The organism is Helicobacter mesocricetorum (assembly GCF_900198605.1).
Classification (GTDB): domain Bacteria; phylum Campylobacterota; class Campylobacteria; order Campylobacterales; family Helicobacteraceae; genus Helicobacter_D; species Helicobacter_D mesocricetorum.
In genome coordinates this window covers 1-25,030 of sequence record NZ_FZPJ01000006.1, presented here as the reverse complement: position 1 = coordinate 25,030, position 25,030 = coordinate 1, and the positions used below count along the sequence as shown (strand labels likewise).

General features: G+C 33.8%; 19 protein-coding genes, 7 tRNA genes and 2 pseudogenes. 16 read left to right on the top strand and 12 right to left on the bottom strand.

Annotated features, from left to right (window positions below; all coding sequences use genetic code 11):
- Nucleotides 1-249: 249 nt before the first annotated feature.
- Nucleotides 250-2,037 (bottom strand): glutamine--fructose-6-phosphate transaminase (isomerizing), encoded by a 1,788-nt coding sequence (gene glmS, locus C6H18_RS01275; RefSeq protein ID WP_104721311.1) that lies wholly within the window; start codon nucleotides 2,035-2,037, stop codon nucleotides 250-252.
- A 154-nt stretch (nucleotides 2,038-2,191) separates the two neighbouring features.
- Between glmS and C6H18_RS01270 the strand changes: the two genes are divergently transcribed.
- Genes C6H18_RS01270 through galE form a run of 4 tightly spaced genes read left to right on the top strand, consistent with a single transcriptional unit; the run spans nucleotide 2,192 to nucleotide 6,072 of the window.
- Entirely contained in the window at nucleotides 2,192-3,325 is a 1,134-nt protein-coding gene (locus C6H18_RS01270) for a hypothetical protein (RefSeq protein WP_104721310.1), read from the top strand.
- Nucleotides 3,318-4,691 (top strand): cytochrome P450, encoded by a 1,374-nt coding sequence (locus C6H18_RS01265; protein ID WP_104721309.1) that lies wholly within the window; start codon nucleotides 3,318-3,320, stop codon nucleotides 4,689-4,691. The genes C6H18_RS01270 and C6H18_RS01265 overlap by 8 nt, the downstream gene beginning before the upstream one ends.
- 7 nt (nucleotides 4,692-4,698) lie before the next feature.
- Nucleotides 4,699-5,052, top strand: a complete 354-nt coding sequence (locus C6H18_RS01260; RefSeq protein WP_104721308.1) for a hypothetical protein — start codon at nucleotides 4,699-4,701, stop codon at nucleotides 5,050-5,052.
- Nucleotides 5,053-5,061: 9 nt separating this feature from the next.
- Nucleotides 5,062-6,072: a UDP-glucose 4-epimerase GalE gene (gene galE / locus C6H18_RS01255; RefSeq protein ID WP_104721307.1), complete on the top strand. Its 1,011-nt coding sequence runs from the start codon at nucleotides 5,062-5,064 to the stop codon at nucleotides 6,070-6,072.
- Here galE and kpsS read toward each other — a convergent pair.
- Genes kpsS through kpsM form a run of 5 tightly spaced genes read right to left on the bottom strand, consistent with a single transcriptional unit; the run spans nucleotide 6,064 to nucleotide 11,584 of the window.
- A complete protein-coding gene (kpsS, locus tag C6H18_RS01250; protein ID WP_104721306.1) occupies nucleotides 6,064-7,245 on the bottom strand; it encodes a capsule polysaccharide modification protein KpsS in 1,182 nt (393 codons plus the stop codon). The two genes, galE and kpsS, sit on opposite strands and share 9 nt — an antisense overlap.
- Before the next feature lie 57 nt (nucleotides 7,246-7,302).
- A complete protein-coding gene (locus C6H18_RS01245) occupies nucleotides 7,303-9,033 on the bottom strand; it encodes a polysaccharide biosynthesis/export family protein (protein ID WP_104721305.1) in 1,731 nt (576 codons plus the stop codon).
- Entirely contained in the window at nucleotides 9,033-10,163 is a 1,131-nt protein-coding gene (locus C6H18_RS01240) for a capsule biosynthesis protein (RefSeq protein ID WP_104721304.1), read from the bottom strand. Before C6H18_RS01240 ends, C6H18_RS01245 begins: the two co-directional genes overlap by 1 nt.
- Nucleotides 10,164-10,823 carry an ABC transporter ATP-binding protein gene (locus C6H18_RS01235; protein ID WP_104721303.1) on the bottom strand — a complete coding sequence of 220 codons (660 nt, stop codon included), beginning with the start codon at nucleotides 10,821-10,823 and terminating at the stop codon, nucleotides 10,164-10,166. It abuts the gene before it with no gap.
- Nucleotides 10,820-11,584, bottom strand: coding sequence for a capsule polysaccharide transporter KpsM (kpsM, locus tag C6H18_RS01230; RefSeq protein WP_104721302.1), 765 nt, complete (start codon nucleotides 11,582-11,584; stop codon nucleotides 10,820-10,822). Before kpsM ends, C6H18_RS01235 begins: the two co-directional genes overlap by 4 nt.
- A gap of 155 nt (nucleotides 11,585-11,739) precedes the next feature.
- Here kpsM and C6H18_RS01225 point away from each other — a divergent pair, with 155 nt between their 5' ends.
- On the top strand, nucleotides 11,740-12,846 hold the full coding sequence (locus tag C6H18_RS01225; protein ID WP_158654850.1) for a phospholipase A: 1,107 nt from the start codon (nucleotides 11,740-11,742) through the stop codon (nucleotides 12,844-12,846).
- Nucleotides 12,847-12,867: 21 nt separating this feature from the next.
- On the opposite strand, the gene ppk2 is transcribed toward C6H18_RS01225, so the two are convergent.
- A complete protein-coding gene (gene ppk2, locus C6H18_RS01220; protein WP_407645584.1) occupies nucleotides 12,868-13,743 on the bottom strand; it encodes a polyphosphate kinase 2 in 876 nt (291 codons plus the stop codon).
- Nucleotides 13,744-13,817: 74 nt separating this feature from the next.
- On the opposite strand from ppk2, the gene C6H18_RS01215 reads away from it, so the two are divergent.
- From C6H18_RS01215 to C6H18_RS01195, 5 genes are all read left to right on the top strand, one after another.
- The gene (locus C6H18_RS01215) at nucleotides 13,818-14,843 is read left to right on the top strand and encodes a CinA family protein (protein WP_104721299.1); all 1,026 of its coding nucleotides are present in this window, start codon (nucleotides 13,818-13,820) and stop codon (nucleotides 14,841-14,843) included.
- Between the two features lie 54 nt (nucleotides 14,844-14,897).
- A tRNA-Lys gene (locus C6H18_RS01210) sits at nucleotides 14,898-14,973 on the top strand.
- A gap of 13 nt (nucleotides 14,974-14,986) precedes the next feature.
- Nucleotides 14,987-15,061: transfer RNA gene (locus C6H18_RS01205), tRNA-Glu, on the top strand.
- A 31-nt stretch (nucleotides 15,062-15,092) separates the two neighbouring features.
- A tRNA-Val gene (locus C6H18_RS01200) sits at nucleotides 15,093-15,168 on the top strand.
- A 2-nt stretch (nucleotides 15,169-15,170) separates the two neighbouring features.
- Nucleotides 15,171-15,247 (top strand) — tRNA-Asp (locus C6H18_RS01195).
- Nucleotides 15,248-15,354: 107 nt separating this feature from the next.
- Here C6H18_RS01195 and C6H18_RS01190 read toward each other — a convergent pair.
- The 5 genes from C6H18_RS01190 to C6H18_RS09390 all read right to left on the bottom strand — a co-directional run bounded on the left by C6H18_RS01190 (nucleotide 15,355) and on the right by C6H18_RS09390 (nucleotide 19,636).
- Nucleotides 15,355-15,431 (bottom strand) — tRNA-Arg (locus C6H18_RS01190).
- Nucleotides 15,432-15,434: 3 nt separating this feature from the next.
- Nucleotides 15,435-15,512: transfer RNA gene (locus C6H18_RS01185), tRNA-Met, on the bottom strand.
- 60 nt (nucleotides 15,513-15,572) lie between these two features.
- On the bottom strand, nucleotides 15,573-16,166 hold the full coding sequence (locus tag C6H18_RS01180; RefSeq protein WP_104721298.1) for a hypothetical protein: 594 nt from the start codon (nucleotides 16,164-16,166) through the stop codon (nucleotides 15,573-15,575).
- A gap of 215 nt (nucleotides 16,167-16,381) precedes the next feature.
- A complete protein-coding gene (locus C6H18_RS01175; protein ID WP_233704018.1) occupies nucleotides 16,382-19,507 on the bottom strand; it encodes an FtsK/SpoIIIE family DNA translocase in 3,126 nt (1,041 codons plus the stop codon).
- Between the two features lie 30 nt (nucleotides 19,508-19,537).
- Nucleotides 19,538-19,636, bottom strand: a tRNA-Sec gene (locus C6H18_RS09390).
- Between the two features lie 152 nt (nucleotides 19,637-19,788).
- Between C6H18_RS09390 and C6H18_RS09755 the strand changes: the two are divergent.
- The 6 genes and pseudogenes from C6H18_RS09755 to C6H18_RS01150 form a co-directional block, all read left to right on the top strand.
- A pseudogene (locus tag C6H18_RS09755) lies at nucleotides 19,789-20,385 on the top strand (saccharopine dehydrogenase family protein); the annotation flags it as partial.
- 435 nt (nucleotides 20,386-20,820) lie between these two features.
- Nucleotides 20,821-21,270, top strand: a pseudogene (locus tag C6H18_RS09750) (saccharopine dehydrogenase family protein); the annotation flags it as partial.
- A gap of 481 nt (nucleotides 21,271-21,751) precedes the next feature.
- Nucleotides 21,752-22,549 (top strand): DNA-methyltransferase, encoded by a 798-nt coding sequence (locus tag C6H18_RS01165; protein WP_104721391.1) that lies wholly within the window; start codon nucleotides 21,752-21,754, stop codon nucleotides 22,547-22,549.
- Nucleotides 22,549-23,331, top strand: a complete 783-nt coding sequence (locus tag C6H18_RS01160) for a DNA-methyltransferase (protein ID WP_104721296.1) — start codon at nucleotides 22,549-22,551, stop codon at nucleotides 23,329-23,331. Before C6H18_RS01165 ends, C6H18_RS01160 begins: the two co-directional genes overlap by 1 nt.
- A complete protein-coding gene (locus C6H18_RS01155) occupies nucleotides 23,328-24,641 on the top strand; it encodes a hypothetical protein (RefSeq protein ID WP_104721295.1) in 1,314 nt (437 codons plus the stop codon). Before C6H18_RS01160 ends, C6H18_RS01155 begins: the two co-directional genes overlap by 4 nt.
- 72 nt (nucleotides 24,642-24,713) lie before the next feature.
- On the top strand, nucleotides 24,714-25,030 hold a 317-nt coding region (locus C6H18_RS01150; RefSeq protein ID WP_158654849.1), incomplete at its 3' end, for a hypothetical protein.

Here is a 25,030-nt window from a genome sequence, read left to right as displayed (position 1 = left end):
TCTTTCTTTGTTGGCTTATTTGGATTTGGTAAGAAAACCGCATTCTCTTACTAAATAAGTGGATTTTTAATAATTAGCAAAGGTCTTTTATGAAGCATTAGAACTTTCTCTTGTGTTTTGAGGCTAAGAGTAATTTTTATAAACACATAATTTAAAAATATTGAATTTTCCGATATTTTGAAATTTTAAAGCTATTTTTGTATTAAAACAAGTTGATTCTTACCTAGTAAATCTACAAGAGAGTTTTTATTATTCCACAGTTACACTTTTTGCTAAATTTCTAGGCATATCTACATCATTGCCTAATCTTAAAGAAACTTCTAGGGCAAAAAGTTGTAATGCTACCATCATTTCAAAAAATTCTTCCATATAAGTTTGTGATTGGGAGGTTTTAATCCAATCATCACTTCCCTCATAATATTTAGAAGTAATAGCGCAAATCGTTGCATCTCTAGCACTAAGTTCTTCGACATTGCTTTTTATTTTCTCGTATAATAGGTTTTGTGGCATAAGTGCTACACAAAATAATCGCGTATCTGCTAATGCAATGGGTCCGTGCTTCATTTCACCACTTGCATAGCCTTCAGCGTGAAGATAGCTAATTTCTTTAAGCTTTAATGCTCCCTCTAGTGCCAAAGGATAAAAAATATCTCTCCCAATAAAAAAGAAACCATGTCCGTGTAAATAACGTTTTGTGAGACGTTTAATGTGTTCGTGCATTTTAGGATTAATCTTTGTTAGGTGGGCAGCTTTAAACATACTTTGGGTAATTGCTTGAGCTTCAGTTTTTTGTAGTATTCCTTTTGTTTGCGCTAAAAATCCTGCTAATATCCATAAAACCATCACTTGAGTTGAGAATGCTTTAGTGCTTGCAACACCTTTTTCAATCCCAGCTCTTGTAAGGATTGTTGTATGGCTTTCTCTTACAATACTGCTATTATCAACATTGCAAATACTAAGGGTTTGGAATCCTTGTTTTTTGATGAGTTTTAAAGCCTCTAAAGTATCTGCTGTTTCACCACTTTGTGAAATAACAATAAATAATTCTCCGCTATTAAGAATAGGCTCTTTATAGCGAAACTCACTAGCAATTTCGACTTTAGTTTTAATTTTGGCTATTTTTTCTAGTAAATAGCTTCCAGCAAGTGCGGAATGATAACTTGTTCCACAAGCACATAGGGTAATAGAAGAAATAGAATTTAAGTCTATAACCATTAATTCTTCTAAAATAAAGCAATCCTCTTGCACTCTCCCTATCATTGTTTCTAGTAAAACCCTGTGTTGTTCATAAATCTCCTTTTCCATAAAAAAAGTAAAACCATCTTTTTGTGCCGATAATTTATCTTGTAATAAGGGATGGATATTTTCTAGGTTTTTAAAGCTTTGTGGATTCATAGCTCCTATCGCACCATCTTCTAAATAGCTTACTTCCTTAACAAGCCCTATTAAAGGTGCATCAGAAGAAGCAAAAAAGATTTCATCATTGTTCTTCCCAATAATAAGTGGTGAGCCATTTTTGGCATAATAAATAGTATCGGGAGATTTTTGGGTAATGAGTAAGATAGCATAAGCACCTTTGAGGCTATGAATTGTTTTTGTGAAAGCTTCAAGAATATTTTGGGATTTCTCTATATAGGATTCAAATAAATGCACAATGACTTCAGTATCTGTTTGCGAGATGAAATGTTTTCCTTCTTTTTGCAGGGATTCTTTAAGGCTTTGGTAGTTTTCAATAATGCCATTATGGACAATATTGCTAAAATTCCCAAAATGTGGGTGTGCATTGACTTCTGTTGGTTTGCCATGTGTCGCCCAACGCGTGTGTCCTATGCCAAGCCCAAAACCTTTAGAGACGAAGTTATGGCATTTTCTTTCTAAATTAATGATTTTTCCTACTGCTTTAAAGGTTTGTAAAACTCCATTTGATAAGACGGAGATTCCAGCAGAATCATAGCCACGATATTCTAATTCTTTTAATCCATTTAAAAGCATAGATTTTTTTTCGGAATTACCTATATAACCAACGATTCCACACATATATAAATCCTTAGAGTGTTTTTTGGATTCTTGCATAAATTTTGTAAAAGAAAAGTAAATCCACTCTTTAATTGTCTATTAGGAATTTTCAAAGATAATAGCGTTTTTTAGTTATTATCTAATATAATTAGCATTATAGAACGAAGTTGGTTGAATGTTGCGAGATGTTTTTTATATAGGAGGATATGATCCTCGAAGTTATCGTTATTACTATGCATTGTTAAAAAAGAATCTTTTGAAACAAAATGCTATTAATCATCTTGATTTAGAGATTTCCTCTTGTTTTACTAATTCGCAATTCCCTTTTTGTAAAATTACCCATCAACAAGCTCTAAGTTATTATTATTTTTTAGAATGGAATGAGATTGTTAAGAAGTATTGGTCAAGGAGTATTTTAGATTTTGTTTTAGATTTTATATATTTTTTTAAAATGTATATTTTATCGGGAATTTTTGTTACCTTTATTAAAGAATCTAAGACGCAATTAGTTGCTGGACTTTATCCTATTTTGTATTTTACTTTGGGATATAGCCTAGCTTTTGCTTGTATTTATTTTTTGTTTTTAACACTTAAAGAGTGGAATCTTTTTTTTGCTATTTTTATGGCTTTTGTGATGGTATTAGCTTTTAGTAAGCTTATTATCTATGGAGGGAAGAAAATAGCAGTTTTTTGGCTTTCAAATATTTATGCCTTTTGCGCTAAATACGCACTTAATAAGATTGAAGAGATAGATGGTTTAATTGATGGTTTTGCAAAAGTGATTTATCACAAATTCAAAGAACATCGCAATATTAAAGATTATGAGCTTATTTTATCCGCTCATAGCGTAGGAACAATCTTAGCTGTTAATATAGCTGCAAAGGTTATTGCAAGAGCTAATAAAGAGGGAATTTCTTTGGAGGGGTTTAAGATGCTAACGCTTGGAGAATGTATCCCTTTGGTGAGTTTTCAAAAAGACTATCAAGCTTTCAAGAGAGATTTAGAGCTTTTGGTAAATACCCCCATTGTATGGTTTGATATTACCTCCCCCATTGATGGTGCTTGTTTTCCTTTTGTGGATTTTGTGAGAATTTCTAAGATTGAAGCGAAGTTTCCCCCTATTTATCTCTCTGCTAGATTTCATAAGCTTTTTACTCCTCAAAGCTATAAAGAGATTCGTAGAAATAGATATTTGGCACATTTTTTGTATCTCTATGCGACAGAAATAATAGGAGTTTATGATTATTTTAATTTTATTGGTGGGATTGATACTTTAGAAACTAAACTTTTAAGGAGTAAGAATGAATGAGTGTCCATTTTTTCCAAAACCTCATAAAAATAAGGCAACTTTATGGACTACCTTTTTTCTTAAAAGAAGATCTTGGCTTGATGGATTGTATGAACGAAGTTATAAGATGAAATCTGGGAGAGTTAAAATGCCCGGATTTGATTTATATATTGCCAATCACCCCCAAGATATTAGAAGAATAATGGTTGATGAGGTAAGAGATTTTCCTAAAAGTGATCTATTGCATGAATTATTAAGCCCTCTTTTAGGGGAGAGTATTTTTACTACTAATGGGAAGTTATGGGAGAAGCAAAGAGAGCTTTTGCGTCCATCTTTTGAACAAGCAAGAATTACAAAAGTATTTAGTTTGATGAAAGAGGCTGTTGATGAGATGATGCAAAAAATCCATCAATATCCCAATAATAGTGTTATTGAAGTTGATGAAATAATGACTTTTGTAACTGCTGATGTAATTTTTAGAACAATTATGTCTAAAAAACTTGATTCCCTAAAGGGTAAAGAAGTTTTAGAGGCGTTTGCGATTTTTCAAGAAGAGACAGTGCATACTGCCATTTGGAAAATGTTTTGCTTCCCTAAATGGCTATCTTATCTCCTTGGTGATAAGAATAGAATGAAGGCTGGAGAGGTTATACGCAAAGTTTTGAGTGATATTATTAAACCCCGCTATGAAGAGATTCAAAGAGGAGAGAAGGGGGATTATGAAGATATTTTATCTTCTTTATTAGAAGTAGTGGATACACAGACTAATAAGAGATTTACTTTTAAAGAAATTTTAGATCAAGTAGCTATGCTTTTTTTAGCAGGTCATGAGACAAGTGCAAGTGCTTTAAGTTGGACGCTTTATATTTTAAGTATATCCCCAAAAGAACAAGAGATTGCTTATAAAGAGATTTATGATATTGCCAAAGATGAAGAATTTAGTTTGCAGCATCTAAGAAAAATGAAATATTTAACCAATGTTTTTAAAGAGTCTTTGAGGCTTTATCCTCCTGTTGGATTTTTCGCACGAACAGCTATTAAAAAAACAAAAATTAGAAATAAACTCCTTAAAGAAGGTTCTGGTGTTGTAGTAGCTCCTTGGCTAATACAGAGGCATAGCGATTATTGGAAAAATCCTCATCATTTTAATCCTTCAAGATTTGAAGAAAAGCAAGGGATTATCAAAGATACTTATATTCCTTTTGGTGTGGGTGAGAGGATTTGTATAGGACAGGGCTTTGCTATGCAAGAAGCGGTGTTGATTTTAGCCAATATTTTAAGGACTTATAAGATAGAATTGCAAGAAAATTTTGTTCCAGATGTGGTGGGACGCTTGACAATCCGATCTAATAATGGAATGTATATTAAATTTACAAAGAGAGAATAATTAAATAATGAAAGAAAAGTTAGCTGGAACTCTTTTGCTTTGTATTCTTGTCCCTTTAATGATTATAGGATATTTATTTATTGTTATAGTGGGGATTTTTGGTAAAGTTAGTCGTGTAAGGCAAGGAGTTAGGGCTTTAGATCATTTTGTTAATGCAACACTCTTTAATGGATATGCGTGGGAATCTATTTCTTCTCACGCTTGGAGAGAGAAAGAGAGAAAATGGGCAAAGATTGTTATACAAATTACAGATTTATTCCAAAAGGATCATTGCAAACGAGCCAATCAAAGAGAACAGCCTGTAATTGATTTAATTTTGCGTAAAGGCTTAAACCAACAAACTATAGGCAAACAACTATAAAGGCTAAAGATGAAAGTTTATTTATTTACAGGTGCTGCTGGTTATATCGGATCTCATACAGCCTATGCTTTTTTGCAAAATTGCGATTGTAAGATTATTATTTTAGATAATCTAAGCACTGGCTTTATGGAAAATATTTTCTTTTTACAACAGAGTTTTCCTAATAGGGTGGAATTTATACAAGGTAGTTTTGGGGATAGGGTGTTATTGGAGAGTATTTTTAAGCAATATGCTTGCAAAGCCGTTATTCATTTTGCTGGTAGCTTGATTGTTTCAGAATCTGTGAAAAATCCCTTATTGTATTTTCATAATAATGTTGCTAATACTTTAGTGTTGCTGGAAGTTATACAAAAGTTTAATATCCATCAATTTATTTTTAGTTCTACGGCTGCAGTTTATGGGGAGCCAACCAAAAAAGATTGTATTGATGAGACTACCACAACTTGTCCTATTAATGCTTATGGAGAATCTAAACTTATGGTTGAAAAAATCTTATCGCATTTTGAGGTGGCTCAATCAGAGTTTAGAAGTGTTATTTTGCGTTATTTCAATGTTGCTGGTGCTTTAATGGATAAACCCAAATTAGGACAAAGAACTAAAAATGCTACCCATTTGATTAAAATTGCATCTGAATGTGCAGTAGGGAAACGTAAAGAAATGGGGATATTTGGGAGTGATTATCCAACCTATGATGGGACTTGTATCCGTGATTATATTCATATTGATGATTTAGCTAGTGCGCATTTTGAGGCTCTAAAAACATTGGAGCAAACTTCACTCTCACAAATTTATAATGTAGGATATGGAAAGGGTTTTAGTGTTAAAGAAGTGATAGAATGTGTAAAAGCTGTTAGTGGGGTAGATTTTGTTGTGAAAAATCAAGCAAGAAGAGTAGGAGATCCTGCAACTTTGGTAAGTGATAATAAGAAGATTCTACAATTCACGCAATGGAGACCCCAATATGCAAATTTAGAACTTATTTGTAAAAGTGCTTATTTGTGGGAGAAAAATTTAGTTTAAGAGTTTCCCATAGAAGCTTCCATTAATCTGTGTATTATCAATAAGGTAGCTTCTAAATTTCTTATAAAGTTGCATATTGATTTTATACTTTTTAGCTGATTTCCAAAATTTATCCAAACTTTCTTGAAAAGTTAATTCTTGAATGTCATAAAAAGCATTCCCGCAGACTTTAGTTGGACAATTATGCAAAAGTGCAGATAAGCCTGTTGTGCTATTAATAACAATACAACCTAAAGCATTATGGAGTAGGGTTGGCAAGTGGGAATCGTGGATGTAAATAACGCGATGACTAATATTATATTTTTTTGTTTGTCTTTTAATAAAGTTTTTATAATTGCGATACCCTCTATCCATAGGATGATGTTTGATGACTAAGAAATGTTGGGGTTTAGAATTTTTGGCAAAAGATTTAATGCTGTTTTTAATAAAGTTTTCAATTCTCCTTCCAGTGAAATGATTTTTGATTTGTGTATCATTATGGACTTGCAAGATGGCAACAAAATATTTTTTCTTCGAAGCTAGAATAAGTGCATTATCGTCTTTTTCGCTCCAAATATAAAGCCATTTTCTAAAAAGGGATAAAAACCAAGGAAACATTTCTTTGGGACTAAGACTCCTATGATGGAGTGAGTTATTAAAATACCAGCTAAGACAAAATGAAGCTAACCAATATAAAAAGCTAAACCAAGCCATATTTCTAAAAGAATGTCGAACCTTTTTTATTGGGAATGTAGTTTGTTCTTGATATTGAAGATAGAAATTCTTGCTTTTTGGGATTTTAGAGTAAGCATTAACGCCACTTTTTTCAAAAGTAATGAAATCTGGACGAATATACCCTTCTTCAAAAACATAGCAGGGAATTTGTAAATTTTTAGCGAGTTCAAGAGATATTTTGTGAATAGGGCGGCAGTCATTAAATAAAATAATGCACTCAATCCCAAATGTTTTAATAATTTTTTCTAAAAAGAGAGGAAAAGTTTCAAAATTTTTGCGATAACTGAAGGCATTAAAGGGATAAAATAGAAAATCCCCCCCATTAAAGTTAATTTTATAGATTTTGCAATCTTGTTGTTTAAGCTTTTTTGATAAAGAATAAAAAAATGGTCCAACAGGACCTTGCAAAAGAAGTATATTTTGCGATTGAAATTTTTTAATTATGCTATCTAATTGCATTCCACTTTCCTGTGGGGAGGTGGTATTGCCCCCCCCCCCCCATTTTTTAGTTTTTAATTATTTATTAATGTCTAATACTACTTTTGTAGCAATAGCAATTTGGTAAAGAATTTGTGTTAGGATACTTGTAACTTGCAAGTTTCTACCTGTTTCTATGGCAGGTAGCACTAATAAGGAATCTCCCGGATTTAATCCCGGGGCGCTTGAGAGAGCATACCAGCTACCATTATAACGTTCTGCCTTACCATTGGCTCGTATGAGCAAGATTCTTTTTTTGTTTGCTCTTTCTGTGAAATCACCAGCTAATTTAATATAGTATTGTAAATTTTTATGAGGTTCATAGATGAAAGCACCGGGAATGGCTACCTCACCTTGAACAAGCACAAGATTGTTTTTTGTCGGGATATTAATGATATCGCCTTCTTCTAATATAGTCGTGGCATAAGCCTCCTGATTATCAAGCGTAATCTGTCCTTTTGGTTGTATATTTTTAGCCCTTTGGATGAATTCTAATATCATACTTGCCTGACTGCTTCTTACAGCTGATTCTTGTGTTGTTATAGAAGATGAAGTTAAGGCAAGCGTTTCGAGTTCTTTTAGCTGGGATTGTATTAATTGCTTTTGAGAGTTTGCAACACTTTTGCGGAAAACTTGAATAGCCTCTATGTTGGATTGGCGATTAACTTTAATTAATCTTATAACCTCTTTAAGTGTTGTGCCTTTTTTTACCACAAGAGAGTGTAAGCCATCGTGCTCACCCTCGATAGAGATATTAATATTCTTGCTATTATAATCGGGACGAAATTCTATCTCATCTCCTGTTTTTAATAAGACATTTTGGAATTGATTTTTATTATAAGAGGTAATATCTAGGACATTATTTTGGAGATAAGAGCGCACAATAGCATTAGTTACTATGGGTTTAGCACCAGAGATAGTGGCAATATCTTCTAGTGTTTTTATATCGTCTTTTAATTCGAATCGGTAAGGTTTTTGGACTTCTCCAGTAACTGAAACATATTGTTGGACATTTTTTACCAAAATAACATCACCTGTCCTAAAAGGAAATAATTGGACTTTACCATTTAAGAGAAAATTGTATAAATCTATTTTTAAAATAGGTTTGTTATCTCGCAGTATTTCAATATCTCTAAAGCTACCATATTCTAAGTTGATTCCACCGGCTTTATCTAGGTATTGCACGATAGAATCGGAGCTTAATCCTTGATAGAGACCCGGCTTATTGACATTTCCTGTAATAAAAATAGATACATTTTGATAAACATTCATATCCGCATAAACAAAAACATTATTCTTATAAATTTTAGCAATACTAGATTTTAAAACTTTGACTAAATCCCCATTTCTAACACCTAAGAGATTAACAGCTCCAACAGCTGGAATGAAGATATTTCCTTGAGAATCGACCATTAATTCTTTATGAAATTCAACAGCACCCCACATTCTGAAGTTTATCTTATCACCTATAGCAATTTTGTAATCTGGATTGTAAAGGAATTGAGAAGCTTGGGTGAAGTTACCATTAAAGAGATGGAAGCCAAATACTTTTGTAGTAGTTGAATTTTGGATATGATTGAGGGCATCTTGAGAGTTTGGTATCAAATTATCTGTTAGCATATCCGTTGATTGGGTAGAGGTTGTGTTTGTATTGTTTTGTGCTTGAGCAAAGATTTGGGAGATATTAGCAGAGGTTGTAGAGGATTCTATGCTGTAAGCAAAAGAAAAAAGAAGTATATTAATAAATAATAATTGGAATAAAGTTTTCATTAGTATCTGTGCTCCTCTATAATCATATTGATGAGTTTTATAATCCCAAATAAAAGTGCTAAGATAGCAAAAATCGTAAGAATATTATATAACTTTTTTGGATAAGTCGGGGATTGTGGCTCATTAGCTCCTTGTATGACAATAAGTTGTTTAATCTTACGACTAGATTCAATACGTGCTGATTCAATAGCTTTTAAAGCGGTAGTATAAGCATCTTGTGCAAATTTTACTTCAATACTTAAATCTTGGAATTTAGCTATCAAATCATTCAGTCGTTGAGAGGTTTTAGAAGAGACGATTTTTGAAACTTCTTTATTTAATTGTCTTTTAAGGGCTTCAATTTCGGATTTTAATAGAATAATTTGCGGTGCGTTATCGTTAAGATAGCTTTGTATTGTAAAGAGTTCGGATTCTTTTTGGGCTAATTTGCCTTCAATATCAGCCGTTAATTTGGCTTTAGCTTCAGCTTGTTTTAAAGGGTCAAAGACTCCATATTGACTTTGAAAAGTCAATAAAGCATTTTGAGAGTTTTGTAATCGTTCCTTGGCATTGGAGAGTTCTTTTTCTGCAAAAATCATTTGCTCTCTAGCGGCTTTGTGAGAGATTTCATTAATAAAACGTTCTGATTCTTTTAAGATGGCATTAGCAATGGTTTGTGAATCTTGGGGAGTGAAGCCCTCAACTTGAATTTCTAATAATCCAGTATCTTGATTTAATACAATTTTTGTCCGATTTTGATAGAATTTTAGGAAGTTTTCTATACTATCTTCTTGGGAGAGGGTATAGAAAAAATCTAGTTTTTGGTTTTGGTAGAGTGTGTGTAGATTAATCTCTTTATCTAATAACTTTAGCATATCTACGGAGTGAATATACTGCTGTAAGAATAAAATATCTTCTCTAGCACCTGTATGGACACCTACAAGAGAGGCTAACCCCAAAGCAGGTGCAATATCACCGCTGATGGATCGAACACTCAAAATCATAGAGCTTACATAGCGATCAGAGGCGATGAATAGATAATAAATAATAACTGGAATCATTAATACATAAATGATTTTAAAGCTTTTTAAAAAGGGCAATGTCTTTTGAAAAGTGGGTTGTTTTTGAAATAATCTTTCTAATTTTCCCATTTATTGTCCTTGATAGATTTGGATACCTTCATCAACATCGTCATATATTGTAGCAATCCCTTCTTTTAAAATGATAATTTTATCACACCATTTTTTAATCTCTGCCACATTGTGAGATACAATAATAACCTTTGCGTTACTTAGCTTTTCTTGATAAAGTGCTTCGCTTTTTTTCTTAAAAGTAGGGTCTCCAACCGCTCCTGCTTCATCTACTAAATAATAATCAAAGTCAAAAGCCATACTCATTCCAAAGGTTACTCTAGCACGCATACCAGAAGAGAGAATCCCAACAGGCTCATCAAAAAACTTCCCAATATCTGCAAAGTCTTCTACAAAAGCAACTTTTTCTCTTAGTTTATCCCCTTTATTGCCATAAACTCGTGCAAGGAATTTTATGTTATCTCTTGCACTAAGAGAAGCTTGAAAAGAGGAGCCAAGTCCTATGGGAAAAGATATTTTTTTGTCTGTAATGACTTTGCCTCTATCTGGCATATCCATTCCTCCTAGTATTCGCATTAAAGTGGATTTTCCAGCACCATTTTTACCCATAAGTCCAATGCTGCAATCATCAGGGAATTCAAAGCTTAAGTCTTTAAACACATAGTGCCTTTTTCCATTACTTAATGGATAGGATTTTGTAACATTTTTAAGTGTAATCATTTAATGCGTCCTAAGTATTTATACCTAAAATAATAATACCAAAGCCCCATAAAAAGCAAAATGATACTAAAGGAGAAAGGATAGATGAAACTAACGCCTGATATAGTAGGATACCCTCTAAAATAATTCTCTCGAAGAATTTCTAGGAATTGTAATATGGGATTATAAAGTAAAACATCTACAATATGATTAGGCAAAATCCATAGAGGATATAAAACAGCCGAAGCAAAATACAAGATATTGATTCCATAGTTAATAAAGATTTGTGTATATTCTAATTCGCTACTAAGGAAAGCCAAACAAACTCCTAAGCTAAAACCCAAGAGTGCTAGTCCTATAAAGGCAGTTGCAACTTCTAAAAAATTCATAGGTAAAATGGGTAAATCTAAAAACCAACCAAAACCAATCATAAATAAGACAAAAACCGTGAAGTAAATACATACTTCTAATAATGCCCTAGCAATGAAAATATGAATGGGCTTAACGGGTTTGTATGCCATTAAGGCAAGATTAGCCGAAACTCCTGCCATAATTTGTTGGATAATATTTCTAAACATAAAAAAAGGGACAAATCCGGTTACTAAAAACATTTCAATGGGGACTTGTGGAATGTCTCTAACACGAATAAGTGTGAAAATAATAAGAAAAAAAATAATATGAGACATTGGTTCGCCAATTACCCAAAAATAACCAAGTCTCTTGTTTTTTCCAAATCGTGTTTTTAACTCACGTAAAAACAAAGCACCAATAATGTGTGTCATCTAAAGCCTATTTATCTATAATTTATCAAATCTTAACACTCCTGCTATTATATTTTAAATTAACTTAAAATACACACTATTAAAGAATTGACAAAAGTTTTTGTAAGTTGTTATAATTTATCACCTTTCTTAAAAATTTAATCTGGATCTTTGTTGTGCAAGTTATAAAAATTATACTTTTATTTTTAGCATCTTTAATGTATTTGTTTAGCGGACAAATTGATATTGATGAGGAGAATTTTAAGTTTCAGCCTGATAAAAATTTAAAATTTCTTATTTTAGATAGCAATATGAAGATTAAAGAGATTATAGATGTCAATACACAGCAAACAAAAAATCTCCATTTGACACTCCCTGATAATGAAAATTTTTATATTACTATCTTACAAGATGATTCCCCAAATACCCCGCAAGATGAACTTGTCCAATCCTTAAAAAATAGTAATTTAGAAGATAAAATGGAGATAGATAAAAATAATTCATCTGATAGTAATGCCATAGAAGTTCATCAAAAAACTGCTTATGAGAGTTATTTTGAGCGCAATCGGTTTTTTGGTGAATTTTTAGGGTTTGAGCCAGATAAATTTAATTATGCTTTACCCTTTAATGCAACTAATAATAAAGAGACAAAACAAGGCAAAAAAGTGGAAGCAAAGTTTCAAATTAGTATCAAAAAACGATTGTATAGCAGTTTATTTATTGAAGATTTGGATTTATATTTTGCTTACACGCAAAGGAGTTTTTGGCAACTTTATGATAATGAAAATTCGCGACCATTTCGGGAGAGTAATTATGAGCCAAAACTCTATCTTAGTTATCCCATTAAAGATTATCCTTTGTTTTTCCATAGAATCGATGTTGGCTATATGCATCAAAGCAATGGGGGAGATGTATTGAATTCTAGGAGTTGGGATAGACTTTTTATCAAAGGGATTTATAGTAAGAATGATTTTATTATGGGTCTAAAAATGTGGTATAGAATACCAGAGAATAGGGATAAAGATGATAATCCTGATATTACAAATTATTTAGGTTTTGGAGAGTTGTTTTTGGGGTATTTATACTCTAAGCATCTTTTTACTTTTTCTATAAGGAATAATTTAAAATATTCTAATAAAGGTGCTGTTTTAGTAGATTATTCTTATCCTATTTATAAGAATCTTTACTTTTATTTGCAGTATTTTAATGGTTATGGGGAGAGTTTGAGAGATTATAATAATTCTATTAATCGAGTTGGGATAGGTGTGCTTTTTAATCGTTAAGATTAAAAAGCTTTAATCATTTTATTTTTTCTTTTTCTTTTCCTTTTTTTCTTTTTCTTTCTCTTTTTTATCTTCTGTGGAAAATGTTTTTACGCTGGAATAATGAGTAACAATTCCCGGGTCAGCTAATAAGCAAACACTTGTAGCGTCTTTATCTTCATAATCAATCTTTGATAAGAGAATTCTAGCAAGATTTATTCTTGCGCGTTTTTTATCATTTGAATCTATGATAAGCCAAGGTGCAAAAGGAGTATGTGTGCGAGAAAACATTTTTTCAAAAGCTTCTGTATATTCATCCCATAAATTAAGCGAAAGTTCATCAATAGGGCTTAGTTTCCATCGTTTTAGTGGTTCATCTTTACGGCTTTCTATTCTCTTTCTTTGCTCTTCTCTCCCGACATCTAAGAAGAATTTAAATAAAATATAGCCACTTTCAATAAGCATTTGTTCCAAATGAGAAACTTGAATGATGAATTCTTTATATTGTTCATTTGAGCAAAAGTTCATTACTTTTTCTACTCCAGCGCGATTATACCAGCTTCTATCAAAAAATACTATTTCTCCACCATTGGGTAATTCATCAATGTATCTTTGAAAATACCATTGTGTTTTTTCTACATCACTTGGTTTTTGTAGTGCTACTACTCTTGCACCTCTGGGATTTAGATGTTCTCTTAAGGCTTTGATAGTTCCACCCTTTCCAGCTGCATCTCTTCCTTCTAGGATTACAATAATCTTTTTTTGATGCTTTTTAACCCAATTTTGCAGTTTAATAAGTTCTATTTGTAGCTTTTCTATCTCTTTTTCGTAAAATTTTTTATTTAACTTTCCTTTTGAGTTATACACTTCTTCTGGATTTTCATCTTCTGGTCTAACGACTAAAACCTTGCTCATAATTACCTCCGCAATAAATTCTAAAGTTAATTTATTTTACTATTAAAAAGATAAAATTTTACCTTAAGGATTAGAAATTGAATAGTTTATTTTGTGTTGGCGAGAAATTTTATACTCTAAAGCCCCTTAGAGATTTTTCCATACGTTATGGAGAAGAGATATTTGGAAAGATTCATAAAATCATTTTTTCTGATTTAGATCCTATGGATTTTGATGCTCTAAGGTTTGTATTACAAAGTTCTAAACAATGTTTGATTTTATCCCCAAAAGGACATTTTCCCTCAATCTTAGAGTGGTTTCACCAAAATTATAGAGTGTCCATACAAGAAGAAGTTGATACTTATAAGGTGTTTTATGGAGAGAAAAAAATATTTTTGCAAGATTATCCTAAAAATTCTGAAGATTTTTTAGGCATTTGCAATAAATACCTTGTTTTATTTCTCTTGGGGTTGGATTGCAAGAGTGCTTTAGAGCTACTTAAACCTACAATGCGCACTTTTAAAGTAGATTTAGAGATAATGAGTGATTTTTCAGGATTGGAGATTTTAGTCGCCAAAAATGGGGATTTAGAAAATTTTTTGCTAGAAGTTAATAGTATTTTTAGGAATAAAATTATCCCTAGTTTTAATTTGGCAAAAACTATTATTCATCTTTTAAAAACTTCTTGTCAGAAAGTTACAACAGCAGAGAGTTGCACAGGTGGATTATTAGCTTATTATTTAACAAAGGAATCTGGTGCTAGTGAGGTTTTTGATGGTGGGGTAATAAGTTATGCTAATATCGTTAAAGAATCTTGGCTAAAAGTTTCTTCTAATAGTCTTATGAGTTTTGGTGCAGTTAGTGAAATGGTTGTTAGAGAGATGTTAGATGGGGCTTTAGAGATTTCATCTGCAGATTTTGCTATTGCTACAAGTGGTATTGCTGGACCTAATGGAGGCAGTATTAATAAGCCTGTTGGATTAGTTTTTATAGGTGTAAAATCCAAAAGCGGTAAAGAAGTTATCGAATCCGTTCTTTTTAAAGGTGATAGGAATTATATACAAGAGCAAGCTTGTTTATATGCCTATGGTTTATTCTTAAAGGTTTTTTTAGAAGTCTATTGACTTTTGGATATTTTATCTATATAATTGCAACTCTTTTTGTTTTAGAATTTAAAAGACCCGCTAGCTCAGTTGGTAGAGCAATTCCCTTTTAAGGAATGGGCCGTTGGTTCGAATCCAACGCGGGTCACCACTTAAATAAAAGTGGCTCCTTCATCTAGCGGTTAGGATACCACCCTTTCACGGTGGCTACAGGGGTTCGAGTCCCCTAGGAGTCACCACTTTTATTACATACTGGTTTAACTTCAAAATGGTCGCTTAGCTCAGTTGGTAGAGTGCCACCCTTACAAGGTGGATGTCATAAGTTCGAGTCTTATAGCGACCACCATTGGAGCGGTAGTTCAGCTGGTTAGAATACCTGCCTGTCACGCAGGGGGTCGCGGGTTCGAGCCCCGTCCGCTCCGCCATTTTATTATTTTCTTTTGTATCGTCTCTACTCTGATAAGTTTCCTAAATATCAAGCTATATAATCATAAAGTTATTGTGGATAAAGTAAGCAATGGTGTGTAAATAATGGTACGCCCAAGAGGATTCGAACCTCTGACCTACGGCTTAGAAGGCCGTTGCTCTATCCAGCTGAGCTATGAGCGCATTTGGTACCAAAGGGGGGACTCGAACCCCCGACCTCCGGCTTATGAGACCAGCGCTCTAAACCAGCTGAGCTACCTTGGCATACCAAACAAAAAAGAAGTGAATTGTAGCATTTTTGTTTTAAATTATCATTAAAGAGTATTAGCTTAAAGTGTCAATTTGTGTATTGCCAAGGTGGATTGCATGGGCAAATTCCCGCAAGATTCTTTGTGTTTTGGCGTCTTGGTTTTTTCTTAAAATATCATTATAATTGCTTGTTGGATTCTTATTATAAGTTTTAGAGTAGAGATTATTATCGTGGTTTAGATTGTTAAGATTGTTTTGAAAGTCTTTGGCGATATTTTCCCATCCTTGTTGAGTAATGCCTAAAAATCCTTTGACTTCTTCTTGGGCTAAGTTTTTCTCTTGCTGTTTAATCCTCTCCACACTCACATTTAAATTTCCAGCCCTTGTTAGCATTTGGGCGATGGAGATTTTTTCATTATGCGACATACTTGCAGTTACTCTTTGGAAGGCTCTGTATTGTTCATCATTCATAAGCTCTAAGCTAATTAGCCCATAAGTGGTTCGCTCTTGTTGTGCTGCATTTTCCTCATTTTTTGGGGATTCTTGAGTTTTAGGAGTGATTTTATCTAGCTTTTGTGATGAAATGGAAGCTTTTTTCTCATTGCTTAAGAGGCGATTTGCTTCATTGAATACATCATTAAGAGCACCTAAGCCTTGATTTATAACCATAATATCCTCTAAATTTTAATCTTTAGAGGACAAAGCAAAAAGGATTCCATTATATTTTTAACTTTTAAGATATTGTTTCCAAGATATTGCTTGAGTGTACGTGTTTTGGGTGTATTTATTTGTGTGCAATAGTGCATTTTGTCTTAAGTGTGAGGTTTAATGATGTAAAACTTTGATAAATCTCTAAAATGGAGTTTTTAAGGGAGGGATTTTAACTATTTTTCTAAAATCTCTCGCACACCTTTTGCATTTGGCTCACTTAAAAATCCTCTTGTTTGCATTTGTTCGATAATATTTGCTGCCTTATTGTATCCAATACCTAGTCGTCTTTGTATGTAGCTAATAGAGGTTTTTCCGTCATTTAAGATAATTTGCTTGGCTTCTTCATAGAGTTCATCAGTTTCCCCTTCATAACGCAATCCTAAAGTCTCATCTTCGCTTGGTGTGAAGTTTTCATCATAGTTTGCACTTCTTTGGGATTTAATAAAATTTACAATTTCCTCAATTTCTTGTTCTGTACTCCAAGGTGCGTGTAGGCGGACGATACCTCCACTTGGTGGAGTAAATAACATATCCCCTTTTCCTAAGAGTGATTCAGCACCAAAGGTATCTAAAATCACTTTAGAATCTATTTTTTGCCCTACTTTATAGCTAATGCGAGAGGGTAAATTGGCTTTAATGATACCTGTAACCACATCAACGCTTGGTCTTTGGGTGGCAACGATTAAGTGGATTCCGCTAGCCCTTGCCATTTGCGCTAAACGAGAGATGGAAATTTCCGCTTCTTTGCCCCCACTCATCATTAAATCTGCTAATTCATCAATGATAACAACAATATAAGGGAAGGGTTCAAAGCCTTCTATTTGGGCTTTTTGGTTATAGCCCTCTATGTTTTTTGTCCTTACTTCACTCATTAGCGCATAACGTCTCTCCATTTCTTTTACGGTGTTATCAAGTGCGATAATGGCTTTTTTGGGCTGCGTGATAACAGGGGTTAATAGATGGGGAATATCGTTATAAATGCTAAATTCTAGCATTTTTGGATCAATCATAATAAGCTTTAATTCATCAGGTGTATTTTTATAGAGTAAGGAGAGAATCATCGCATTAATCCCCACGCTCTTGCCACTCCCTGTGGTTCCTGCAATAAGCAAATGAGGGAGCTTTTTTAAATCCGTGATAAAGGGGTTTCCTACGATATCTTTGCCAAGTGCTAGGGTAAGCGGAGAGGTTGAGCTTTGGAATAAATCATTTTCTAAAATCTCTCTTAGGTAAATGGTTTGGATTTGATTGTTGGGAATTTCTATTCCTACGACATCTTTACCCGGAACAGGAGCTTGAATCCTAATGGTTTTTGCCCTTAGTGCCATTGCTAAATCATCTTGAAGGGTTAGGATTCTTGAAACCTTGACATTAGGGCTTGGGCGGAATTCAAAGGTTGTTACAATAGGTCCAGAATAAGTGCAGACAATATCACCTTCAATCTTAAACATTCGTAATTTACTTAATAAATCATTGATTTTTTTGTCAATTTCACTCTCATCAATTTCGATTCTTTCTTCTTTGGGTAGTTGTAGAAAGTCTAGTTTAGGCAATATGAAGTTTTGATCTTTAGATTCTTGCGTGGCATTATAATCCATTTGGTGTAGCAAAGCCTCATTTTCTTTTAGAGTCTTTATTTGAGGGACTTGTGGTGTTTTGGCTGAAGAAGTTTCTTTAGGGGGTAATTCTTGGGATATGTCTTGAGATTGCAAGGGTGTTGGGGTGGATTGCACCTTATCTTGTTTGGGTTGTGTGTCAATGGGATTAGGTGATGGATTTTGCGGTGTAGGGATTTGATGATGAGGGGTAACATTAGTAAGTCCATAAAGGGGAATTTCATTATTGCAAAAGAAATCGGTTGAATAATTTTTAGGGCTTTCATAAGTCCGATTTTGTGGCAAAGACTGCGAAGTTTTAGATTCTGTTTGTATGGGAGTAGTTGTGGGTAAATCACTTTTTGTGTGGTTTTCTTTAGAGGGGTCTTCTGTGGTCTGCGTTGTGGGAGCAGTTAAAGGAGTATTTTGCAAATATTCTGTGGTTTGTGGAATTTTTTCTTCTTGTGGCATTTCTTGTGGAGTTTGAGTGTCTTTTTTGGTGTAGTAAAAAATCGTATTAGGAAGTGTTGTATCTTCGTTAATAGAGGGAATAATTTCTTTTGTAGGGGTATTATTATCTTCTAAATAAGCACTAAAGGGTTTGGGGGAATAGAGATCTTTTGGGTAGGTTTTAATGGGTTTAATTTTTTTAGATTCTTTTGGAGGTTCTTTGATGAATTCTACAGGCTGTTCGGGGGGTTGTGGAGATTGAATCTCTGATTTTGGGATTAATTTTAAGGTGTTTTCTTGAGATTGTGGCTCTTTATAGAGGGTTTTTTCGATTTTTTTTAACCTTTCCATAGCGTCTTTTGGGTCAATATGCACGAAATTTTGCAGATTTTTTTGTTGAATGTCTTTAATGGGGATTAACCTAATTTTTGAAGAAATATCTTCTTTCTCTTCTTCTAAAAAGGATTCTTCTGAACTTTGTTCATCTTTTTCATAAATAAGTAATTCACTGCCATCTCTTGCCTCATCAATACTTTCAGTGGTGTTTGGTGAAGGCATTAATAGCATATCTTCTTTGGCATTATCTTGAATATCTTGGTCTTGAATATCTTGGTTTTTTTCTTCTTCTTTGGGTTGATGGAAGTTTTCTTGATTTTGTGAAGATCTATCAATTAATTCTTCAAGGGTTAAAGGACGAGGGGAGGGGGACGAAGATTGTATTTTGTTTAAAGAATTTTTAGAATATGAGAAGAGGTTTTGGAGTTTTTTATAAAAACTAAGGTTTTTTGATAAATTATTCCAATCTTTTTTAATATCTTTGATAAACAAAGAATAAGATTCTTTGAAGTTTATTTGTAGAAAAAGCATAATTCCAAGGGATAAAATTATACAGCTTAATAAAAACACACCAACGGCTCTAATAAGAGGTTGCAATATGCTATTAAGTGCTATTCCAAACATACCACTATCTGTAAGAAAAAGGCTTTGCAACATTAAAAGGGCAATAATAATTAGGCTAATGCCTAGAGATTTTTCTAAAAATTGTTGATTAAACTTTAGAGGGTAGTTGATTTTAGCGCATAAATAAGCCAGAAAAAAAAGCCAAATGTATCCTAAATATCCAAAAAGCTTGAAATGTAAATTTGCATAAGATTGACCAAAGTTTCCCAGCCAACCAAGACTTCCAAATATTGAAAATATCCCAGAGATAATCAAAAAGGCAATAAACGTTATTCTATAATTTAACTTTGGCAATGTTTTAATAATACACCTCTAATGACTAAGTGGCGAGAGGGTGAGAGAATCGAACTCTCCAGCAAATAGACACCTATCCGCTCAAATGGGTTTGAAGCCCACGATGCCCACCAGAGGCATATACCCTCCTTTGTTTTTTAAAGAAGCATATTCTACTAAGATTTTTCTTAAAAATATTAAAAATATCCTTAGAAAGTATTCTTAAATAGGGGCTATTCATTTTACGAAAACTTTATAATGTTTTTGTAGAATTTCAAATAAATTTACTAAGAGGGCTTTATATGGCAGTTGTTTTACAAATTGGTGCGGGGGGTGTTGGTGGCGTGGTGGCGCACAAAATGGCGAAAAATCGTGGGGTATTTTCACGCATTGTGCTTGCTTCACGTACACTTGAGAAATGTAAGGTGATTGCGGATTCTATCCGCTCTAAGGGATTGGGCGAGATTGAGATTTGCTCTGTGGATGCGGATAATGTAGAGGAGCTTGTGGCATTGATTGAACGTGTTAAACCTAAGCTTGTCGTGAATGTCGCGCTTCCCTATCAAGATTTGAGCATTATGGAAGCGTGTTTAAGGACGAAAACACATTATTTAGATACGGCAAACTACGAACACCCAGATTCTGCGCATTTTGAGTATAAAGAGCAATGGGCGTATGATACGCGTTACAAAGAAGCGGGGATTTTCGCCCTGCTAGGCAGCGGGTTTGACCCGGGTGTTACAAATGTCTTTTGTGCTTATGCGCAGAAGCATTATTTTGATGAGATTCACGCTATTGATATTTTGGATTGCAACGCAGGGGACCACGGCTATGCGTTTGCGACAAATTTCAATCCCGAAATTAATTTGCGTGAGGTTAGCTCAAAGGCTAGGTATTGGGTGTGGGATTCTAGCAAGTATTTTTGTCATTCTGAAGTCTTGCAAAGCAAGGCTGAAGAATCCTTTAGAGGTACTTCGGCTTTTTTAGAGCCTCAGTATAACAAAGGGAAAAATTGTCATTCTGAGCCTTTAGGCGAAGAATCTCAGCCTACTCCCCCCTCTCTTGCGGAGGATTCTACCATCGTCCCCCCCCTCCCGGAACGAGAGGGCAGGGGGGTGGATAAAGAATCCCACAACCAACAATCAAGCAAAGCTGAAGTAAGCATTGTTTCAGAGCTAGATTTAAATCTAAACCCCGATTTGCAACAAGATAGAATCTATCGCAAGTTTGAGCGTGAAGAGAAGCATTTTGCGCTTGAATCCAACACGCAGGATTTACGAAATGAGAGTTATTTTGGCGGGGAGTGGCGCGACATCGCACCTCTTGCATTGATGAAAGAATGGGATTATCCCGAAGTGGGCGCGAAAAACTCCTATCTTTTATATCACGAGGAATTGGAATCTTTGGTGCGCAATGTGCGGGGGCTTAAAAGAATCCGCTTTTTTATGACCTTTGGAGAAAGCTATCTCACGCATATGAAATGTCTTGAGAACATCGGGCTTTTGCGTGTGGATAGTGTGGAGCATAAGGGGCAAAAAATCGTGCCTATCGAGGTGCTAAAGACGCTTCTGCCCGACCCTGCGAGCCTAGCAAGCCGCACAAAAGGCAAGACAAATATCGGCTGCTATATGCGTGGGGTGAAAGACGGAGTGGAACGCACGATTTATATTTATAATGTATGTGAGCATGAGAAATGCTATGAGGAAGTCAATGCGCAAGGGGTGAGCTATACCACAGGTGTGCCTGCGATGATTGGGGCGAAGTTAATATGTGAGGGTAAATGGGGGATCGGTGCAAGCAAGAATGTGTCTCTTACTCAATCTTCGCAGGAGCTTGAAAAATCCTCAATCGATAGGCACACAGCCTTATCTCAATCGGATTTTTCGGCACAACCTGCAAATCTTAAGCAAGATACACATTCTTTAGATTCTAATGTGAAATCTTACAATACCAAGCGTTTAGAGCTTAATAAAGATATGCCAAAAGGTGGCGAGACGCAGGGTGTGGATTCTCAAAATGGAGCAGGGGTGTGGAATATGGAACAAAACGACCCCGATTGTTTTATGCAAGAGTTAAATAAGCAAGGATTGCCTTATGTGGTTTTGGAGATAGAATCGAGTGGGGAAATAAAAGTGCTAGAAGATGGGAGGGGGTAATGATAACATCCAATATAAATATGCTAATGGTAACATCAAAATTAAATGTATTAAAGTTATGATAGCAACAAATCCCATTAATCAAATATTATACAAATCTAGCACTGATATGAAGGAGGTATTGAATAACAGTGTGGATTTAATCATCACATCCCCACCTTATTTTAATATCAAAGATTATTCTAAAAATGGCTACCAAAATATACAATATTCAGAATCTAAAAAAGAGGATTTAGGTGCAATCAACGATTATAAAGAGTATATTAATGGTTTATTGCAAGTTTGGGAGGAATGCTATAGGGTGTTAAAACCAAATGGCAAACTCTGTATCAATGTGCCTTTAATGCCTATGCTTAAAAAGGATTTAAACACACATTACAATCGCCATATTTTTGACTTGCAAAGCGGTATTCAGCATAGTATTTTAGAATCTACCCCATTATTTTTGCTTGATTTGTATATCTGGAATCGCACGAATACGACAAAATCACTAATGTTTGGAAGCTATCCTTATCCACGCAATTTTTATGCACAAAATACAAGCGAATTTATAAGTGTTTATGTTAAAGATGGCAAACCAAACAATAAGATTCCACAAGAGATAAAGGAACAAAGCAAACTTAGTCAAAAAGAATGGGTGGAATACACAAAACAAATTTGGCATATTCCTATTCCAAACAAAAGCGATAGTGCTTTTGGGAAGCATTCAGCCATTATGCCCGAAGTTATACCTTATCGCCTTATTAAGCTTTATTCTTTTGTAGGAGATGTAGTGTTAGACCCTTTTGCGGGAAGTGGGACAACATTAAAGGTTGCTAAAGAACTCAAAAGAAATTATATAGGGTATGAACTTTATGCACATTATAAGAGTGTCATAGAGGAAAAATTGCAAGGAGAATTGTTTTAATGAACTCCGCTTTGCAATATAACACAATTTACATACAAAATATAATAGATTTTTTAGAATCTTTGCCAGATGATTATGCGGATTTGGCAATTATTGACCCTCCTTATAATCTTAAGGTAGCAGATTGGGATAAGTTTAAAAATGAGCAAGAATTTTTAGATTTTAGCTTTGTTTGGATTGATTTAATGTTGCAAAAAATAAAACCAAATGGGAGTTTTTATATTTTTAATACGCCTTATCATTGTGCTTTATTTTTGCATTACTTACGAGGAAAGGCGGTATTTCAAAACTTTATTACTTGGTATAAAAAAGACGGCTTGAGTTATACAAAAAAGAGATTCTTAAACAATCAAGAATCCATTTTATTTTATACAATGGATTCTAAAAATTACTATTTTGATTGTGATTCTATAAGAATACCTTATGAATCTACGCAAAGAATGGCACACGCAAGAGAAAAAGGAATCTTAAAAAATGGTAAGCGTTGGTATCCTAATGAGAAAGGAAAGCTTTGTCCAGATGTGTGGGAGATAGTGAGTGAGAGACATAAGCAAAAGGTTAATGGCAAGGTGCAAAAACTCAATCACCCTACCCCAAAACCAAAAGAAATGATAGAGAGAATGATTAAAGCAAGCTCTAAAGAAGGGGATTTAGTGCTAGATTTATTTGCTGGTGGTGGCACTACAAGTATGGTGGCTAGAGAATTAGGGAGAAATTACATAGGATGTGAATTAAATAGGAATTATTTAGATTCTAGTTTAGAGATAAAGGAGGGTAAATGACGCAAAAAGAATTTGAAGATAAATTAATAGGAATAAATCCTGCGCTTGATTGTTTAAAATTTCTTTATCATAGAGTGTTGAGAAACGATTATAGAGGAACACATAAGTTGCAACATTATCGTTGGAGTGCAGAATATATCAAAATAGTTTTAAAACATTTGCCGCAAGATGATTTGCTGCTACATACTCAAGGCGATATACGCGATAATTATCGTTATGGTGATGAGGAGCAAGATTTTTGCAAATATTTAAAAAATGTTAATAGAGATTTGTTGAATCTTGGTAAAAGTATTACGGATATGGGTATGCGTAAGATTATTTTTGTGAATCTGCAAAGAATGGGATTTATTGACAGATTTAACAAGAGAAAAGAATTGTGTGATATTGATAAAAAATCACGATATAGATATGTCAAGATTTCACAAAAAGGCTTGGATTTTATCCATTCAAGAGATATTTTTGAAGTGCAAAGAATATTAGGGATTGCTTTGGATTTCGTCTTTGATGGAGTAGTGCAAGATGTTTTAGATATTTTGAATGCACTTAAACCACAATATATAAGTGTTAGCGAAATGATGTTTTTTGTAACTTATCTTGGCAAGGAATATCAGGATAGCATACTAACAAAAGATAAAATAGTAGAATTTATTAATGAATTTAGAAGTTTAAAGTCCAGAGCCAAAGTTGTAGAAGATGTAATAAATGAATTCTGTTTGCCTGAAAATTTTATGGGCAACAAAACAAACAAGAGAGACTTTCATAATTGGAGAAATGAAACGCAAAGTATGTTTGATAGCTTTGATTTAATGTCTTTATTTGAATACGATACAGAAAAACAAAGACTATTGCTTAAAGCTAATATCAATGGTCAAGAGATTACATTTAAACGCAGCAGTTTAATCAAAACAGAATATTTTGAGCAACACGGAGTGCAAAAAGATGTTCGTTTTGAGCTTCACCATATCGTGCCTTTTTATTACGCAAAGGATATTGATGCGCTAAAAGCAATTGATAATTGGCAAAATTTAATCTATATTGATGCAAACTCCCATAAGATTTTAAGCCTTGATAAAAGTGCTAAAAAAGCAATAAGGTTAAACTTTAAAGATTCAGACGCCATACTTGATAATTTAGTGGGTGATAAAATTGTATTAAAGTATGTAGATAATATTAAATATAAAGTAGAACTGCGACAAAGATTAATAAAATATAATCAAAGCTTGTTGGGTATAGAGGTAGAACATAGAGGTAGAACAATGAACTACAAAAAAGCATTTTACAGCAAACCAAAAGATTGCTACTTGCGTTAAATTTCAAGGTTTCAAGGATAATGCCGCCAAAAGCAGTTTTAATAATTTAAAATTTAAAAGAAAGTATAAGTGATGCAAAAATCTCCCTATCAAAATTATCTTAACAACAACCTTTTTACAAGCCACACCCTAGAAGTGTCTTTTCCACAAATCTATGCGTTTGCCAAAAATGAATCAAAAGCCAAACTCGCCCTAGAATCCATAAAAGCCCTCTATGATAAAACAAGATTCCAAAAGCAAAATGAGCATCAATTTGAAGATGATTTCATCGCTAAAGTGCTAGAGATTTTGGGCTGGGAGTGTATAAGACAAGAGGAAAAAATCATTCAAGGCAAGCTAGAAAAGCCAGATTTCTTGCTTTTTAGCTCCAATAAAGAATATACAAGCAC

Bases quoted from the DNA above. Each gene is read 5' to 3' on its own strand.
- C6H18_RS01245 (WP_104721305.1), bottom strand. From the start codon at position 9,033: ATGAAAACTTTATTCCAATTATTATTTATTAATATACTTCTTTTTTCT.
- C6H18_RS01235 (WP_104721303.1), bottom strand. From the start codon at position 10,823: ATGATTACACTTAAAAATGTTACAAAATCCTATCCATTAAGTAATGGA.
- kpsM (WP_104721302.1), bottom strand. From the start codon at position 11,584: ATGACACACATTATTGGTGCTTTGTTTTTACGTGAGTTAAAAACACGA.
- kpsS (WP_104721306.1), bottom strand. From the start codon at position 7,245: ATGCAATTAGATAGCATAATTAAAAAATTTCAATCGCAAAATATACTT.
- C6H18_RS01265 (WP_104721309.1), top strand. From the start codon at position 3,318: ATGAATGAGTGTCCATTTTTTCCAAAACCTCATAAAAATAAGGCAACT.
- C6H18_RS01155 (WP_104721295.1), top strand. From the start codon at position 23,328: ATGACGCAAAAAGAATTTGAAGATAAATTAATAGGAATAAATCCTGCG.
- C6H18_RS01240 (WP_104721304.1), bottom strand. From the start codon at position 10,163: ATGGGAAAATTAGAAAGATTATTTCAAAAACAACCCACTTTTCAAAAG.
- C6H18_RS01270 (WP_104721310.1), top strand. From the start codon at position 2,192: ATGTTGCGAGATGTTTTTTATATAGGAGGATATGATCCTCGAAGTTAT.
- C6H18_RS01260 (WP_104721308.1), top strand. From the start codon at position 4,699: ATGAAAGAAAAGTTAGCTGGAACTCTTTTGCTTTGTATTCTTGTCCCT.
- galE (WP_104721307.1), top strand. From the start codon at position 5,062: ATGAAAGTTTATTTATTTACAGGTGCTGCTGGTTATATCGGATCTCAT.
- C6H18_RS01160 (WP_104721296.1), top strand. From the start codon at position 22,549: ATGAACTCCGCTTTGCAATATAACACAATTTACATACAAAATATAATA.
- glmS (WP_104721311.1), bottom strand. From the start codon at position 2,037: ATGTGTGGAATCGTTGGTTATATAGGTAATTCCGAAAAAAAATCTATG.
- C6H18_RS01180 (WP_104721298.1), bottom strand. From the start codon at position 16,166: ATGGTTATAAATCAAGGCTTAGGTGCTCTTAATGATGTATTCAATGAA.
- C6H18_RS01165 (WP_104721391.1), top strand. From the start codon at position 21,752: ATGAAGGAGGTATTGAATAACAGTGTGGATTTAATCATCACATCCCCA.